Annotated in this window: 18 protein-coding genes; all 18 read left to right on the forward strand. The window is 39.6% G+C overall.

Going from position 1 to position 17,372, the window contains the following annotated elements; all coding sequences use genetic code 11:
- Nucleotides 1-16: 16 nt before the first annotated feature.
- The 18 genes from HM131_RS10400 to HM131_RS10485 all read left to right on the forward strand — a co-directional run bounded on the left by HM131_RS10400 (nucleotide 17) and on the right by HM131_RS10485 (nucleotide 17,191).
- Nucleotides 17-784 (forward strand): metallophosphoesterase, encoded by a 768-nt coding sequence (locus tag HM131_RS10400; RefSeq protein ID WP_085029695.1) that lies wholly within the window; start codon nucleotides 17-19, stop codon nucleotides 782-784.
- Between the two features lie 96 nt (nucleotides 785-880).
- Complete coding sequence (locus tag HM131_RS10405; protein WP_085029696.1) at nucleotides 881-1,780, forward strand: MerR family transcriptional regulator; 900 nt, start codon at nucleotides 881-883, stop codon at nucleotides 1,778-1,780.
- A gap of 126 nt (nucleotides 1,781-1,906) precedes the next feature.
- On the forward strand, nucleotides 1,907-2,488 hold the full coding sequence (locus HM131_RS10410) for a genetic competence negative regulator (protein WP_085029697.1): 582 nt from the start codon (nucleotides 1,907-1,909) through the stop codon (nucleotides 2,486-2,488).
- Nucleotides 2,489-2,741: 253 nt separating this feature from the next.
- Nucleotides 2,742-3,686, forward strand: a complete 945-nt coding sequence (locus HM131_RS10415; protein WP_085029698.1) for a D-alanine--D-alanine ligase — start codon at nucleotides 2,742-2,744, stop codon at nucleotides 3,684-3,686.
- 131 nt (nucleotides 3,687-3,817) lie between these two features.
- The gene (locus HM131_RS10420) at nucleotides 3,818-5,098 is read left to right on the forward strand and encodes a Glu/Leu/Phe/Val family dehydrogenase (protein ID WP_085029699.1); all 1,281 of its coding nucleotides are present in this window, start codon (nucleotides 3,818-3,820) and stop codon (nucleotides 5,096-5,098) included.
- A 107-nt stretch (nucleotides 5,099-5,205) separates the two neighbouring features.
- Nucleotides 5,206-6,189: a YpdA family putative bacillithiol disulfide reductase gene (locus HM131_RS10425; protein WP_085029700.1), complete on the forward strand. Its 984-nt coding sequence runs from the start codon at nucleotides 5,206-5,208 to the stop codon at nucleotides 6,187-6,189.
- A gap of 723 nt (nucleotides 6,190-6,912) precedes the next feature.
- On the forward strand, nucleotides 6,913-7,905 hold the full coding sequence (locus HM131_RS10430) for an asparaginase (RefSeq protein WP_085029701.1): 993 nt from the start codon (nucleotides 6,913-6,915) through the stop codon (nucleotides 7,903-7,905).
- A gap of 143 nt (nucleotides 7,906-8,048) precedes the next feature.
- Nucleotides 8,049-8,708 carry a glutamic-type intramembrane protease PrsW gene (prsW, locus tag HM131_RS10435; protein WP_085029702.1) on the forward strand — a complete coding sequence of 220 codons (660 nt, stop codon included), beginning with the start codon at nucleotides 8,049-8,051 and terminating at the stop codon, nucleotides 8,706-8,708.
- 159 nt (nucleotides 8,709-8,867) lie between these two features.
- Nucleotides 8,868-9,659 (forward strand): spore cortex-lytic enzyme, encoded by a 792-nt coding sequence (gene sleB / locus HM131_RS10440; RefSeq protein ID WP_408607134.1) that lies wholly within the window; start codon nucleotides 8,868-8,870, stop codon nucleotides 9,657-9,659.
- Between the two features lie 11 nt (nucleotides 9,660-9,670).
- Nucleotides 9,671-11,011: a germination protein YpeB gene (ypeB, locus tag HM131_RS10445; protein WP_085029704.1), complete on the forward strand. Its 1,341-nt coding sequence runs from the start codon at nucleotides 9,671-9,673 to the stop codon at nucleotides 11,009-11,011.
- 70 nt (nucleotides 11,012-11,081) lie between these two features.
- Nucleotides 11,082-11,741, forward strand: coding sequence for a flagellar brake protein (locus HM131_RS10450; RefSeq protein ID WP_232324944.1), 660 nt, complete (start codon nucleotides 11,082-11,084; stop codon nucleotides 11,739-11,741).
- A gap of 132 nt (nucleotides 11,742-11,873) precedes the next feature.
- Nucleotides 11,874-12,554 (forward strand): (d)CMP kinase, encoded by a 681-nt coding sequence (gene cmk, locus HM131_RS10455; protein WP_085029706.1) that lies wholly within the window; start codon nucleotides 11,874-11,876, stop codon nucleotides 12,552-12,554.
- 4 nt (nucleotides 12,555-12,558) lie between these two features.
- Nucleotides 12,559-13,140, forward strand: coding sequence for a lysophospholipid acyltransferase family protein (locus tag HM131_RS10460; protein WP_085029707.1), 582 nt, complete (start codon nucleotides 12,559-12,561; stop codon nucleotides 13,138-13,140).
- Between the two features lie 104 nt (nucleotides 13,141-13,244).
- On the forward strand, nucleotides 13,245-14,387 hold the full coding sequence (gene rpsA / locus HM131_RS10465; RefSeq protein ID WP_085029708.1) for a 30S ribosomal protein S1: 1,143 nt from the start codon (nucleotides 13,245-13,247) through the stop codon (nucleotides 14,385-14,387).
- A 7-nt stretch (nucleotides 14,388-14,394) separates the two neighbouring features.
- Nucleotides 14,395-15,447: a type 2 isopentenyl-diphosphate Delta-isomerase gene (gene fni / locus HM131_RS10470; protein WP_332308702.1), complete on the forward strand. Its 1,053-nt coding sequence runs from the start codon at nucleotides 14,395-14,397 to the stop codon at nucleotides 15,445-15,447.
- Nucleotides 15,448-15,527: 80 nt separating this feature from the next.
- Nucleotides 15,528-16,124, forward strand: a complete 597-nt coding sequence (locus HM131_RS10475; protein ID WP_085029710.1) for a YphA family membrane protein — start codon at nucleotides 15,528-15,530, stop codon at nucleotides 16,122-16,124.
- Nucleotides 16,121-17,002: a YIEGIA family protein gene (locus HM131_RS10480; protein WP_085029711.1), complete on the forward strand. Its 882-nt coding sequence runs from the start codon at nucleotides 16,121-16,123 to the stop codon at nucleotides 17,000-17,002. The genes HM131_RS10475 and HM131_RS10480 overlap by 4 nt, the downstream gene beginning before the upstream one ends.
- A gap of 3 nt (nucleotides 17,003-17,005) precedes the next feature.
- Nucleotides 17,006-17,191, forward strand: a complete 186-nt coding sequence (locus HM131_RS10485) for a capping complex subunit for YIEGIA (protein ID WP_157130801.1) — start codon at nucleotides 17,006-17,008, stop codon at nucleotides 17,189-17,191.
- Nucleotides 17,192-17,372: the final 181 nt, after the last annotated feature.

The following is a 17,372-nucleotide window of genomic DNA, read 5'->3' on the forward strand; positions in this document are numbered from 1 at the left end:
CAGGAGGAATTCAATATTGCTTTGGTTATTACTAGCAGTAACGGCTGCAGCCTTATTATTGTACTTATACATGCGTTACTCGGCGCAAAATGATCACTTGGAATTTCATACGATTGAAGCTGAATCTTATCCTGGTAATGAACCATTACACATTTTTTTTATTTCTGATATCCATAATCGAGTAATTAAAAAAGCCACCCTGAGCAAAATTGAAAATATAGATATGGTAATTGTCGGAGGCGACTTAGTAGATAAACGTACAACTATGTCTCAGTTGAAACATAATATAGAAGCTTTAAAGAAATGGAAAGTACCACTCTACTTTATCCCTGGTAATAACGATCACGAACTTATAGATTATGATGTTGTAGATATATTGGAATCAGAAAATGTACAAGTGCTCTCTAATGGGGATGCGACAATTCCTATGCGAGGAGAGAAAAAGATAGTCCTAAGTGGTATCGACCCTTATTTCTTAAAGCCAAGAAGACATATGTACCATATAAAAGATCGTCATCCTTATCAGATCCTTTGTGTACACGATCCATATGTGTTCAAACAAATGAATAAGGTTGATCAGCAGCGGTTTGATTTAATTCTAACTGGTCATACTCATGGAGGACAAATACGAATCTTTGGTTTAGGACCTTATACGAGAGGAGGGTGGTTCAGTAAGTACAGCCGCCCTCTTTTAATAAGTGAAGGATATGGAACGTCCTTGATGCCTCTTCGTTTGGGGACGAGGGCAGAATGTCATCTTATTACGGTGAGAAAATCAAGGTAAGTGTTATTCAAACATTATAAAAAGAATATACAAATTTTACACATTAAAGATCGTTACTATATAATAAAAGCAAAATGAGAATGTGGAGGCAGTCCGATGGCGACTACAAAACCAAAATACAATATTAAAGCAGTGTCTCAAATAGTAGGTATTCAGCCCGGTACTTTACGTGCCTGGGAACGCCGATATCAAATGATCCGTCCTTCCAGGAATGAAGCTGGCCACCGTTTGTATTCGGATGAACATTTAAAAATTTTAAAATGGTTGATGGAAAAAGTGGACAAAGGATTTACCATTTCACAAGCTGTGTCTCTTTTGGAAAGCAACCAGGAAACGATGACAGAAGGAGCTACAACAGATGATTCCAGCCAATTAGATAAATTAGGCGAAGAGCTTCTTGATCAATTGCTGTCTTTTAATGAACATGAAGCCCAAAGAAAATTGGACCATGCGTTCACACTCTTCACACCAGAGACAGTTGCAATTGATATTATTGGCCCTCTTTTAGTGAGAATAGGGGACCTCTGGGAAAAGAATCAGATTACAAGCGCACATGAACATTTTGCCAGCCACTTTATCCGTTCGCGTATAGGCATGATGTTATTGTCCGTACCTTCTGAATCGATCCTTCCAAAAGCTTTGCTGGTCTGTGGCCCTAATGAGCGCCATGAGCTGGGGTTAATGATATTTGCTTTTTACCTGAAGCGTAAGGGGTATGAAGTCATTTACCTCGGCCAAAGCATTGCGGGAGGAGATATTGACATAGTGATTGAAGAAGTTGAACCTATGTTTATGTTTATGTCCTGTACTTTAAAGAAAAACATCCCTATAACCGTGAGATTGGCGGAGTCTTTGCAAAAACAGTTCCCAGAACTAAAAGTAGGATTAGGTGGATATGCTTATGATCGATTATCGGAACTGGATAAAAAGCGTATGGAACCATTTATTGTCGGGAATACAAGGAAAGACTGGGACAACTGGCTGAAAGCGAATTGATTTTTAACCATTTTAAAATGGTTGCCCCTTTGAGGAAAACTCATATATAATTTGAAAAAAGGTGCCATAATCACATCAGTCATCATAGGATATAGATAACACACATTGTGACAGGGGGGCGATCATGTGCGGGTAGAGAGAATGTCTAATGAGAAATTTAAGATATTTCTCACATTTGATGATTTAATGGACAGAGGATTATCTCGCGATGAACTGTGGAGCGATCTCCCAAGAGTTCATCGGATATTCAGCGATATGATGTACGATGCTGGCATAGAGCTCGGTGTTGAATTAACGGGTGTGTTGTTGGTGCAGGTGTATTTACTGCAAGCGCAAGGCATGCTAGTTGTCGTTACGAGAACCGAACCTGTTGATATTGAAGATGAAGAAGACTATATGGAAATGAAGGTAACGCTGGATGAAAGAAACGAAATGATGTTCTGCTTTGATAATTTTGAAGATGTCATTCAAGCAGGGATTCATTTGAATCAACTGAAGGTCATCGGTGGAAGTGTTTATTTTTATCATGAACACTACTATATGTTGCTTCGTGATGAAGATATCTGGCACTTAGAACCTGATCAGGTTATCGCATTATTATCGGAATTCGCTTCTGCATCTACAGCCACTTCTCATCGCTTGATAGAATACGGGAAGACAATCATGGACAGTCATGCATGTGAAACGATTGTCGAATATTTTTCATAGGTGTGTGAGTATGAACGATGCTTCCTTCAAGCTTCGTTCTTTTTATTTTTTTAGCATCTTGTGAGTTATATTTTTAAAAGGATTTAGGGTACTGACGAATCACGTGCGGGGGAGAGATACGATCTCTCTTTAAATTGAAGAACAATTAAATGTATAGAAGCATATTTTTTAAATAGAAGAGCTTGAGTTAAAATGTTAAGATGTAATGGAATATAGATTGATTCTTATGTAGTTATGAAATGGAGTGTGCACTATGAAGGTTGCGGTATTATATGGTGGAACTTCTGGTGAAAGAGAAGTTTCCTTATCGACAGGACAGGGAATTATAAAAGCATTGAAAAACAAAGGCCATGAGGTTACTGGTATAGATTTTTCCCCTAAAAGAATAAGCGAGGTCCTTCAATTAGACGTCGATTTAGTTTTTATTGGTCTGCACGGGCGTTATGGTGAGGACGGAAGAATCCAAGGTCTATTGGATATGCTGGAAATACCATATGTTGGATCTGGAGTGTTAGCTTCTGCTTTAGCCATGGATAAAGCGAAGTCTAAGCAAATCTTTTCATCAAATGGCATTCAAACAGCGAATAGTAAAACATATGATGTGTCCAATAGTGATTGGCACAAAGGCATTCAGGAAGACGTGAAGAAATCCTTCTCCTTGCCATTTGTTATCAAACCGAATCAAGAGGGATCTACCCTGGGTTTAACGATTGTAAAAGAAGAAAATCAGATTGCAGAGGCGATCAAAACGGCTGCAAAGTCAGACTCTATCATTCTAGTAGAGGACTATGTAGGCGGAAGAGAGGTGACTGTTCCTGTAGTTGGACATAAAGGAAGTGAACGCGCACTCCCAGTCATTGAAATCATTCCTAAGAATGATTATTACGATTTTGATTCAAAATATAAACCTGGGGGAAGTGAACATATTGTCCCTGCAAAAGTGGATAGTTCACTCACGGATCAGCTGCAAAGAGAAGCAGTTCTTGCCCACCAATTGCTCGGATGTGACGTGTACTCCCGTGTGGATTTCATTATTAATGAAAACAACCAGCCAATCATTCTTGAAGTTAATACATTACCAGGAATGACACCAACTAGCTTATTTCCAGATTCAGCACAGGAAATCGGGTGGAGTTATGACGATCTGATCCAAAAATTCGTTGAGCTCTCAGTAGCAGGTAAAAAACAGAAGGTGTAATCGCTTACATTTTCTTTTGTAAAAGGGGAGAAAACCTTAATTCTTGCTTTCCATAATAGGTGCGAAAGTGTATACTATTCACTGAAAGATGACCCCGAAAAGCGAATGGACGGATATTAGGAGGTAAATGGATGGTAGCCGATAAGCCAACAGATTCTGCAAATGAAAACAATGACAAACTTGACGTGTTAAAATCCACTCAGACAGTGGTCAAAAAAGCACTTGATAAATTAGGTTATCCCAATGAGGTATATGAACTTATGAAAGAGCCTGTCCGTATGATGACGGTCAGGATTCCGGTAAGAATGGATAATGACCAAATCAAAGTATTCACTGGCTACCGGGCTCAGCACAACGACGCGGTAGGACCTACTAAAGGTGGTGTTCGTTTCCACCCTAGTGTTTCGGAAAAAGAAGTCAAAGCTTTATCCATTTGGATGAGTCTTAAAGCGGGTATCGTTGATTTGCCATACGGCGGAGGAAAAGGCGGTATCGTCTGCGATCCTCGCGAAATGTCTTTCAGAGAATTAGAAGGTGTCAGTCGTGGATATGTTCGTGCCATCAGTCAAATTGTTGGTCCGACAAAAGATATTCCTGCACCGGATGTCTTTACAAACTCTCAGATTATGGCCTGGATGATGGATGAATACAGCCGAATTGATGAATTTAATAATCCTGGCTTTATTACTGGTAAGCCTCTTGTCTTAGGTGGTTCTCATGGCCGTGAAACTGCAACAGCAAAAGGAGTAACCATTTGCATTGAAGAAGCAGCTAAGAAAAAGGGCATCAATGTAGAAGGGGCAAGAGTTGTCGTCCAAGGCTTTGGTAACGCTGGCAGCTTCTTAGCTAAATTTATGCATGACCGAGGGGCAAAGGTTATTGGTATTTCAGATGCATACGGTGGATTGCATGATCCTGATGGATTGGACATAGATTACTTACTTGATCGTCGTGACAGTTTTGGCACAGTAACGAATTTATTCAAAAATACGATAACGAATGAAGAACTTCTGGAGCTTGATTGTGATATTCTTGTCCCAGCAGCCATTGAAAATCAAATCACTGAAGATAACGCTTATAACATAAAGGCATCCATTGTAGTTGAAGCTGCTAACGGCCCGACAACTCTAGACGCTACAAGAATTTTATCCGAACGAGGTATTCTTCTTGTCCCCGATGTACTCGCTTCATCAGGAGGAGTAACGGTTTCATACTTCGAATGGGTCCAGAACAACCAAGGTTATTACTGGACAGAAGAAGAAGTAGAAGAAAAACTTCACAAGGTAATTGTTAAAGGGTTTGATAACGTTTACAGAACTGCAGAAAACCGGAGAGTCGATATGCGTCTTGCAGCTTATATGGTCGGAGTCCGCAAAATGGCGGAAGCTTCAAGGTTCCGCGGATGGATATAGGTTGATTCAATAAGTATAATCTCCTATCATTTATATGGTAGGAGATTTATTTTGTTTAAATGGCAGCTCTTTTAAAGAGCTTGTGGACGGAAAGAGGAGTGTGAAACATGCAACAAGAGGAGAAAGTCATCATAATTGGTGGCGGCCCGTGCGGCATGAGCGCGGCCATAGAATTGAAAAGACAAGGAATTGAACCATTAATTATAGAAAAAGGTAATATCGTTAATTCGATTTATCATTATCCGACTCATCAGACATTTTTCAGCTCAAGCGAAAAACTGGAAATCGGACAAATCCCATTTATTTCTGAACGTCAGAAACCGGTACGTAATGAAGCATTAGCGTACTATCGTGCAGTTGCGGAACGTGAAAACTTACGAGTGAATGCTTTTGAAAAAGTAGTGAAAGTAAATTCAATGGACTCAGGCTTCATCTTAGAGACAGAAACAAAGGAAAACGAAAAGAAAGAATACAAAGCTGAGCAAGTGATTGTTGCTACAGGATATTACGATCAGCCGAATTATATGGGAGTAAAAGGAGAAGAGCTTCCTAAAGTACAACATTATTTCAAAGAAGCTCATCCGTTTTATAAGAAAGATGTAGTTATTATAGGAGGGAAGAACTCCGCTGCAGATGCTGCGCTCGAACTCGAGAAGGCAGGTGCAAATGTTACCGTTCTTTACAGAGGCGAAGACTATTCTAAAAGTATCAAGCCTTGGATCTTACCTCAATTCGAGGCGCTAGTCAGAAAAGATCTAATTAAGATGGAATTTTGTGCAAATGTAAAAGAGATCACAGAAACCGAAGTCATTTATGAATGTAAAGGCGAAACAAAACGAGTGAATAATGATTTTGTATTTGCCATGACTGGTTATCGTCCTGATCACGGATTCTTGACCAAGATGGGTGTTGAGTTTGATAAGGAAACAGGAAGACCTACGTTTAACGAAGAAACAATGGAAACCAATGTGAAAGGCATTTACATTGCTGGAGTAATTGCAGCCGGTTATAATAACAATGAAATATTTATAGAAAATGGCCGTCATCATGGTGGGAAGATTGCTCTTTCTATAAATAATAAAGACAATTAATAAGCTTAAGAGTCCCTCGTCTGGGGCTCTTTTATATTTTGTTTGTTATATATTTTGTATGGAAATGTATGTGAAACTGTGAAGATGACTTCAAGATAAGCCTCCTTATCTTGAAGAATCAGTTTCGGGATTTTCACGGGTCCGTTGAACCATAAGAGTTAGGGTCGGCTTGAAAACAACTCCCTTTGCTGCGGGGGAACTGGCAAGCCTCCTCGATCGCTGCGCTCTCTGTGGGGTCTTGCCTAGCCCCTTCTCCCACGGGAGTCACGCTGTTTTCAAGCCGACCCATCTACCCTTTAATGAACGGACCGACTGAAATTTGAAAAGCATCCAGCCGTTCTAAGAATTTTATAATAATTTGACATGAAACAGCGTTCTAAGGGGATTCTTTTCTATCCTAAAAATAGTAATAAGTTTTAGATTCATGAACTTGAGGTGTTTCCGTACGTCTCATTAACGAAGGAATCCCTGGAAATGGCGAGACTCCTGTGGGAGGTACATGATCGGTGAGGGCTCGGAAGACGAAGTCTGAAGAGACTTAGCACATGCCCACGGAAAGCGAGTCATTTCCAGGGATTCCTAATTCAGGCTATGTACGGAAAATTTCCTTATTGATTTATTTCAAACTCAAGTCTTCAAGAATACTGCTATTATCCGTAATAATGTTATCGTTTATCAAATGCTAATACTGTAAAGTGAAACTTGTTTGATTTTGTTATAATAATGGAGGAGTACATAAGAAGGGCGGAGATTATTGTGAGCAAAGTAGTCTTATTAACAACGGGAGGTACAATAGCAAGTGTACCTAATGAAGAGTCAGGAAAGTTATCTTCAGGAGCATTGACTGGAGAAGAACTCGCTGAAATGCTTAAGTTACCCACAGATATCGATGTAATCATTGAATCCGTATTTCAAAAGCCAAGCATGCACATAGATTTTCAAGATTTACTCTTCGTTAAAGAGAAAATAGAGGAATATTTTAAGGATGATGCTGTTGCTGGAGTTGTTGTCACTCATGGAACTGATTCTCTGGAAGAGTCCGCTTACTTCTTGGACTTAACGGTGGATGATAACCGTCCAGTCGTTATCACAGGTTCCCAGCGATCTCCTGGTGAAATGGGAAGTGATGCTTATATCAATCTTAGGCATGCCATTTATACTGCTTGTAGTCCTGATTTACATAATGCGGGAGCTGTAGTTGTCTTTAACGAACGGATCTTCCCTGCCAAATACGTGAAAAAAGAGCATGCGTCCAATATTCAAGGGTTCAATGCCTTTGGGTTTGGTTACCTGGGAATTATCGACAACGATGAAGTCCACATTTATCAGAAACCTATTAAGCGTGAGGTGTATGATGTGGTTTCGTACATTCCTCGGGTAGACATTGTAAAAACTTACTCTGGTGCTGATGGCACTTTTATTAAGGCTTCTAGGGAAAGTGGAGCTAGAGGAATTATACTTGAAGGGGTAGGACGTGGGCAAGTGGCTCCAGGGATGATGGGAGAAATTATACGGTCAATTGACGAAGGGGTCACAATTGTTATTACAACTACTTCTGAAGAAGGATCGGTGTACACGACTTACGACTACCTTGGGAGTGCCTATGACTTATATAAGCATGGAGTCATTCTTGGTGACGATGATGATAGTAAAAAAGCAAGAATTAAACTAGCTGTAATTCTTGCGTCCGATTACGAAGGTGAAATTAAATACTAACCCTTAATACCTATGCAGGTACTACGTTTGAGGTAGGTCAAAAGTTTGCGTTCTTTACATCATATCCCAGACATCGGTTCCCTTTCCAATAGCTTCGTGATACGATTTAACTTAGGTGAATTTAGGGGAAAGGCTGATGAACTATGGCCTTATTAACAGCGGCAATTGCTCCTGCAGTGGCCATTATGACATTTATTTATTTAAGTAAGCGGATTGAACTAGAACCTCTGCCTTTGATTATAAGAATGTTTGTCATCGGGGTCATTATGGTATTTCCGATCATGTTTATTCAATACGCCTTCGAATCAGAAGGATTTTTCCAAAGTCCATTCTTAAAATCAGTATTTTTGGCAGGACTGTTAGAAGAATTTTTTAAATGGTTCTTCTTATTATTTGTGGCATTTCGCCACTCTGACTTTGACCACCACTATGATGGTATTATTTATGGTGTAGCGATCAGTTTGGGGTTTGCGACTGTGGAAAATATCATCTATCTATTTGCTAATGGAATAGAGATTGCTTTGATGCGAGCTGTATTTCCAGTTTCATCTCATGCATTGTTTGGTATTATTATGGGATTTTATTTAGGAAAAGCCAAGTTCTCGAATTCAAATTCAACACTTTGTCTGTTTTTTGCTTTGTTAATTCCAGTATCCTTGCATAGCTTTTATGATTTTATCATTACCGTATTTGATCAAAAGTGGATATACGGAATCCTTCCGTTCATGCTTATTTTATGGATGATAGGCATAAGAAAAATCCGTGTTGCAAATAAACATCATGAGAAGCTGTTAAAATCGTAACTTCAACAGAACCGTCGGTCCTCGGCGGTTTTTTTATATCTAAAAAATGTATAAACTTCCTAAACCGATAGAAACTACCGATATAAATAAATTCTATTGGTCAGGGGTGGAACACGGATGTTATGGAAGAAGACAACGATTGTTTGTATAGGTCTGGCCATGTTGGTTTTGCCGTTATCTGAATGGACGAACATCAAACCTGTACAAGGATTCTCAAATCAAGTCATCCAACAAGGGGCAACAGGTGATGACGTTATTGAACTTCAATCAAGACTTCAATACTTAGGCTTTTACAATGGAGAAATTGATGGAGTATTCGGTTGGGGGACTTATTGGGCAGTGAGAAACTTTCAGTATGAGTTTGGTTTGGAAATTGACGGGCTAGTTGGACAGGAAGTCAAGAACAAATTGATAAAAGCAAGTAAATATGATGAAGGTTTCGTTAAAGAGCAAATTCGCCAAGGAAATGATTTTACTTATTACGGAGGTACTCCGAAACAACAGCAAACCAGTAAAAAAGGCCAAAAAGCACCTCAACAACAGCAGCAGCAAGCTCAACCTCAAGAGCCGACAGCTGTTAACGTTCCTAGTGGGTTTTCGCAGAATGATATTCAATTAATGGCAAATGCTGTATATGGTGAAGCTCGAGGAGAGCCTTATGTCGGGCAAGTAGCTGTAGCTGCGGTTATTTTAAACCGAGTGAGCAGCGCATCATTTCCAAATACAGTCTCTGGAGTCATCTTTGAGCCGCGCGCTTTCACCGCTGTAGCAGATGGACAAATTTGGCTCGAACCAAATGATCAGGCTAGAGATGCAGTATTAGATGCAATCAATGGCTGGGACCCATCAGGACAAGCAATATATTACTTCAACCCGAACACAGCAACTTCGAGCTGGATTTGGGGAAGACCGCAAATTAAACAAATCGGTAAACATATTTTCTGTAAATAGGAGGTGGAAGCATGATTCGTACAATCGCTATCATTGTATTAAGTTTAACTACGATTGGAGCAGGAGTCTGGGGTTATAAGGAAAACCAGGATAAGAATGCTGTTCTCATTCAAGCAGAAAACAGCTATCAGCGAGCTTTTCATGAGTTGACCTATAATATCGACCTTTTGCACGACAAAATTGGAGCGTCTCTCGCAATGAACTCACGAAAGCAGTTGTCTCCACAACTCGCAGAAATATGGAAGATCGCCTCTGAAGCTAATTCAGATGTCGGTCAGCTCCCACTGACGCTACTCCCTTTTAATAAGACGGAAGAATTTCTTTATGATGTTGGAGACTTTGCTTATCGCTCAGCCGTAAGAGATTTGGAGAAAAAACCTCTTAGTGAAAAAGAAATTAAAATGCTTGAACAACTACACGAACAATCTGGTGAAATTGAAAATGAGCTGCGTAAGGTGCAAAATGTAGTGCTTAAGGATAACTTGCGATGGATGGACGTTCAGTTGGCCCTGGCAACCAATGACGAGGTAGGGGATAACACAATTGTGAACGGCTTTAAAACGGTAGAAAAATCTGTAGATGGATATACGCAATCTACAATGGAAGCAGGAATGGGTACGAAGAAACCTGAACAACAATACCGCTACCTTAAAGGTGAAAAACTTTCTGAAAATGAAGCTAAGAAAGTCGCAAGTGACTGGCTTGAAAAAGTGGATCAGTCCAAACTTACATTAACAAAATCAGGTAAAGGAGCTGATGTTCCTACCTACACCGCTTCTTTTCAAAACGGTAAGAAGAACGGCTATATTGATTTAACAGAAAAAGGTGGGCATCCACTTACCATCATGATCAGCAGGCCAGTAGAAAAGGCAAAAATCAGTCTGCATGAAGCTTCTAACAAGGCAAGGGAATTTGCTAAAGGATTAGATATATCCTCCTTAGAGCTTATCGAAAGCAGTCAATATGATAAGGTCGGTGTATTTCGTTTTGTATACACGAAAGATGGTGTCCGCTATTTCCCGGATTCCATTGTAGTCAAAGTGGCACTTGATGATGGTGAAGTTCTCGGTTTATCAGCTAGGGAATATTATAATTACCATAATGACCGCAATTTAAACCCAGCTGAGATATCAGAAGAAGAAGCTAGAGACAAGGTTAACCCACAATTAAAAATTCAAGAACAGCATATGGCAGTGATAGAGAATGATGTTAAAGAACAGGTGCTCTGTTATGAATTTTTAACCACTATGGAAAATACCACCTATAGAATCTTCATCAACGCTACGAACGGTGAAGAGGAGAAAGTAGAAACACTGAAAAAATCCGAAATGAAATTTAATCAAGAAGTGTAGTAAAAGAACCACCTTGAAAAAGGTGGTTCTTTTATATTTCATAACAAAGGGGGAGAAAATAGTGGGGATTATGAAGATTGGCATGGTGATTACATTAGAAATTCAGAATGAAGCTGAAGAAAGAACCGAAAAATATAGATGTAAACTGTTAGATTGTAACCCCAATTTTATTTGCATCGACTATCCGGTCAATGTTAGGACTGGAAAAACAGGGGTCATTCTTGAAGGAGCAAAATTTCAAGCCAGTTTCGTCAGCGAAAATGAGTCAGTTTACATATTTAATACAGAAGTCATTGGCAGGGAAAAGACTAATACTAATATTCCTATTATAGTATTACATTTTCCAGGGGAAAAGGACCTTATGAGGGTCCAGAGGCGAAGTTACGTACGTGTTAATTCAAGCCTGGATGCGGTGATTAAAGACGAAAAGCAACTATTTAATACGATAACTCAAGATATAAGCGGTGGCGGGGTGGCAATAATTGAACCACCTAATTCTTCCTTCTCAGAGCAGCAGGCAGTAGAACTAATTCTAGTTTTACCATTGAATAATCAAAGCTCCATACGTGTACATACAAGTGCGAGGATTATTCGTATCACTGAACAAGAACAAGGGTATCCAAATAGGCTATCTGCCGAGTTTCAAAGCATAACAGAAAAACACAGACAAATAATCATGAAACACTGCTTTGACCAGCAGAGGCAAATAAGAAAGCTGGGTTTGAAATAGAGGATTTCATGGATTTTTTATATTTAGTTATGTTATTCTTTACAGAGGAAAATCTAATAATTCGAATAAGCGCGCTTCCTATAAACAAGTGCGCTTTTGTACGTAGTAAGGAAAGTGGAGGAAGATGAAGTTATGAACACAATGACAATCGCAATTGACGGTCCCGCAGCAGCAGGGAAAAGTACAGTAGCTAAAAAAGTAGCTGAAAAGCTTTCTATTATATATGTAGATACTGGAGCAATGTACAGAGCTTTGACTTGGAAAGCGATCCAAGAAAATGTAACGCTCGAGGATGAAACAGCCCTCACCGAACTTTTGAAAAATACAGAATTAAAACTAGTTCAATCTCCAATGGGGCAAAAGGTGGTTCTGAATGGAGATGACGTATCTGAAGCTATACGAACTAACGAAGTGACCAACCAAGTTTCGATCGTTGCTAAACATAAATCTGTTCGTGAAGAGATGGTGAAACGCCAGCAGGAGCTTGTTGAAGAGCAAGGCGTAGTAATGGACGGTCGTGATATTGGTACGCATGTACTTCCTAATGCTGACGTTAAAATCTTCATGATAGCCTCTGTAGAAGAACGAGCGGAGAGACGACATAAGGAAAATAAACAAAAAGGATACGAATCGAATCTGGAGGAGATTAAGTCAGATATAAGGAAAAGAGACGAGATTGATTCTAATCGTAAAACCGCTCCTTTAGTAAAAGCAGAGGATGCCATTGAAGTAGATACAACCTCACTGTCAATTGAGGAAGTAGTTGACAAGATCATTGCAATTGTCAAAGAAAAGCAGCATAGGGAGGGATGAAGGAATGAATCTCTATAAATTAGGGAAGTTTCTTTGTACAGTAATTTTCTATCCGCTATACCGAATAAAAGTCATTGGTAAAGAGAATATCCCAAAGGACGGTCCTGTAATCATATGTTCCAACCATATCTCTAATTTTGATCCCCCTGTCGTAGGGATTACAAGCGATAGAAACATCTATTTCATGGCTAAAGAAGAGTTGTTTAAGAACAAGTTCTTTGGGGGAATATTGAAAAGAGTCCATGCATTCCCAATAAAAAGAGGGATGAGGGACCGCAATGCTTTAAGGCAAGGTCTGAATGTGTTGAAGGAAAACCACGCCCTGGGGCTGTTTCCTGAAGGCACACGTCAGAAAAACGGGGAAGTCGGCAAAGGGTTGGCAGGGGCAGGCTTTTTTGCCCTTCGATCTGAAGCTACGATTGTTCCGTGTGCAATCATTGGTCCTTATCAAAAATTCAAACCGTTAAAGGTTGTTTATGGTGAACCAATTGATATGACAAGTTTTCGACAAGAAAAAGCGTCGGCTCAAGTCGTTACAGATCGAATTATGGAAGAAATCAGACAATTGCATAAAAATCACCGATGAGAGAAGCGTAAACACTTGACAAAAAGCTCTAAATATTAGAAGTTAGACAAAAGGGCATTTCTGTATTATAAGGTTGTGTCGGAAATTGAAGGAGGTAGCTTGGTATGGATGAAATGAATCAAGAAGTATCTGGAATGAAAGAATTCTCTGCAGGGGACATTGTGACTGGTAAAGTCGTAAAAATTGAAGAAAAACAGGTCCTCGTAGATGTTGGATATAAAGTAGAGGGGATTGTACCTATCAGTGAATTATCCAGCCTTCATGTTGAAAAAGCATCTGACGCAGTGAGCGAGGGTGATGAGCTCACACTTCAGGTGAAAAAAGTAGAAGACGATGAAATCGTTCTTTCTAAGCGTGCTGTGGATGCGGATAAAGCATGGCAGGACCTTGAAGAGAAATTTGAAAGCGGAGAGATCTTTGAAGCAGAGGTCAAAGACGTCGTTAAAGGCGGTCTTGTCGTTGATATCGGTCTCCGTGGATTTATTCCAGCATCCTTAGTTGAAACCTATTATGTAGAAGATTTTGAAGACTACAAAGGTAAAAACCTATCCCTTAAAGTTGTAGAACTGGATCGCGAGCAGAATCGTGTCATCCTGTCTCACCGTGCAGTCGTAGAGCAGGAAGAAGCTGCTAAAAAACAAGAAGTCCTACATTCATTGGAGGAAGGTCAAGTAATTGAAGGTACCGTCCAGCGTTTAACTGACTTCGGTGCATTTGTTAACCTTGGAGGGATTGACGGACTCGTACATATCTCTCAGCTATCCCATCAGCATGTTGAGAAAGCATCTGATGTTGTTGAGGAGGGACAGACAGTAAAAGTTAAAGTACTTTCCGTTGATCGTGACAATGAAAGAATTTCTCTATCATTGAAGGCTACACAGCCAGGACCTTGGCACGACCTTCAAAACAAAGTAAAACAAGGCGAAGTTCTTGAGGGAACTGTAAGACGTCTTGTAAGCTTTGGTGCTTTTGTTGAAGTATTCCCAGGTGTAGAAGGTCTTGTACACATTTCACAAATTTCGAACCGTCATATTGGAACTCCTGGAGAAGTTCTTGATGAGGGTCAGGAAGTCCAAGTTAAAGTACTTGATGTTGATGAGGATGCGAAGCGTCTTTCTCTAAGTATGAAGGAGCTTGAACGTGAGGAATCACGTCAGGAAATTCAGCAGTATGAGAAAGAAGACGATAATTCTGGATTCTCACTCAGTGATATGATTGGTGATAAACTAGATAAGTATAAAAAATAATGATTGGATGATGGATATGACAAGATCTGAGAGGAAAATTGATCATATCCACCATGCCTTGGGTCATGAACGCAATTTTTACAATCACTTTGATGATGTGAATATCGTTCACCAGAGTCTAGCGAGACTGGATTTTAATCAATTAAGCATAGATACTAAAGTTGGGGAACTTAATTTAAGTTCCCCTCTTTTTGTTAATGCAATGACCGGTGGTGGTGGAGAGAAAACGGAGCAAATCAATCGTGATTTAGCTTTAGCTGCTAAAGAGACAGGTATAGGAATGGCTGTCGGTTCTCAAATGTCAGCTATTAAGAATCCTGAAGAGAGGCGAACCTACGAAGTTGTTCGAGAAGTCAATCCGGAGGGGATAGTCTTTGCAAATGTGGGAAGTGAAGCGGATGCAAAGCAAGCCAATGAGGCAATAGATATGCTAAAAGCGAATGCTTTACAAATCCACATTAATACCCTACAGGAAATGATTATGCCTGAAGGAGATCGTGATTTTACAGATCGATTAAAAAAAATCGAAACAATAGTTAAAGAAATAGAAATCCCTGTAATTATAAAAGAAGTTGGTTTCGGAATGTCGAAGGAAACTGTGGAGCAATTATATACAATAGGTGTCCGTTATGTGGATGTCGCCGGACTAGGAGGGACGAATTTTTCCAGAGTTGAAAACAGAAGGCGGGATAAGCAACTTGAGTCCTTTAACAACTGGGGAATTCCAACTCCTCTATCTATTATAGAAGCTACGCATACAGCTCATGATAGGGGTGATTTTCACATTATTGGCTCAGGTGGCATCCGAAATGGCTTAGACGGTGTGAAAGCCATGGTACTTGGCAGCGAAGCTTTCGGCATGGCGGGAAACCTTTTAAGAGTGCTTCTCGAAGATGGGAAAGAAGCTTTGGTTGCAGAAATTTGTCATATTCATCAAGAGATTAAAATAGCTATGATGCTTCTTAATGCTAACACAGTGCGAGATTTTAAAGGAAAGCCGTACGTACTTTATGGTCGAACGAAAGAGTGGAAAGAGCAAAGGATAAGTTCCAGTCTATGACAGCAGTCATAGGCTTTTTTTATTGATTTCGTTTAAACCTACTTCAAGCTACCTATAATAGAAAAGAAGGAGAGGGTCGTATGACTGCCACCTACTATTGGTATGCTTGGACGATTTCGATTATTGCCTATTTTTTTATTCAAAAATCCCAATTAAGATTGAAAATCTTGCTTTTTACAGGGATAAGTATGTCTACATACTCTTTATCTTTTTGGAATGGTCAACAGCATTTCTACCTTCATATTGCAGTTCTTGGTTTCTTTGGGCTCATATTCTGGACCAGTAGGAACAGGGGATGGATCGAACACTTTTGGCCTTTTGTACTAAGTATAGGCTACACTTCCTTTCAACTCTTTTTTATGGTAAATCCGGTTTGGCTTGAGCTTCCCGGGATTCCCATAGGATTGATAGCCGTTTTATTATTATTGAAGTATTTCTGCAGGGATCTAGAAGGATTGATAGGGATGTGGCTATTGATGGTTGCTATTGGTACGCTATGCTCTTATTTGATTCTTTCGTTATATTCTGATGGTGGAGTGTTTTTCAATAATCAAATTCTTTTACTAGCTGCACAAGGAATTCTAATCCTACTATTTTTTCATGGGTTAGAAAAGCTGAAAAGTATGAATAAAAAGAAAAGAATTCAGCGAATAAACAAAGGAGCTGCATTGATGTGAACGAATATACCTATCCCATTATAGCTGGAATTGCTGTCGGTACAGCGTTGCGAATCTTTATGCTTCGCAGCGATTACAGACAGTATCCCACTTATTTGCACGGGAAAATCATTCATTTATCTCTAGGGTTTATTGCTGCATCACTAGGAACAATTGCTATACCTTCTATTATGGAAAAAGAGTTCACTGCTGTAACCTTTCTGACTCTAGCAGCTTCTCAATTCCGTGAAGTGAGAAATATGGAGCGGAATACTCTGACAGAGATGGACTCCTATGAATTAGTGCCACGAGGCAATACGTATATTGAAGGTATTGCCGTGACATTCGAAAGCCGGAATTATTTAGTCATTTTCACTTCTTTTGTAGTCACGCTATGTTATTTGGCTATAAATATTTGGGCTTCTGTTGTAGCAACAATCTTATGTTTTGTCCTTGCAAAATTTCTTATGAGCGGCTCTAAATTGTCTGATATTGTAACGGTGGAACAATCTGAGCTTCATTTTGATGGGGCAGGCCTTTACGTAGATAACATTTATATCATGAATATAGGGTTGCCAGAAAGGCAAAAAGAAATCATGAAGTATGGGATGGGATTTATCCTAACCCCTAAGTCTTTTAGCGTGCGTTCAACTATCGCTAACCTTGGTCAGAGGCAAGCAATTTTGCATGATGTTTCCGTAAGTCTAGGTGTTTTTAGGGATTCTGGGACGCCTGCTCTTGTCCCTTTAATTAAAAGGGATTTGAATGACGGAAGGATTGGGGTATTTATCCTTCCACAACTTCAAGATCCTGTAAGAGCGAAAGAAATCATTTCATCTGTGCCAGTTTTAGAAAATGCTATACAAATGCCTTCGAAGCGGATGAGTCAGGAGGGATAAGCTGTGAAGATGGAAAAAGCGATACTAGCTTCCATTACATTAAAATCAGATAAAGTTTCAGGAAGTGCTGCAGTCTTCCATTGTGATACGAAAGAGGAAATGGAATCTGTAGCTGCGAACTTAGAAGCAATTCTAGACGGTATTGCTCACCGTCTAAGTGATTCTCTCTATATTATCGTAAAGCATTAATTTGAATTGAGTATTAAAAGAAAGTCTGCTAAAATAAGAAAGTTAATGGCTATCTGCTGTTCTATGGAGAGAAGCTGTCGCGCAGCATGCCCATAGAAGAGCAGTCTTTTTTTGCCAATGAGAGAGGGATTATCAAAGGATGATTCCGTCTTTTACGTTTTCATGCTTGATAAAACGTGGA

Source organism: Halobacillus mangrovi (assembly GCF_002097535.1).
Classification (GTDB): domain Bacteria; phylum Bacillota; class Bacilli; order Bacillales; family Halobacillaceae; genus Halobacillus; species Halobacillus mangrovi_A.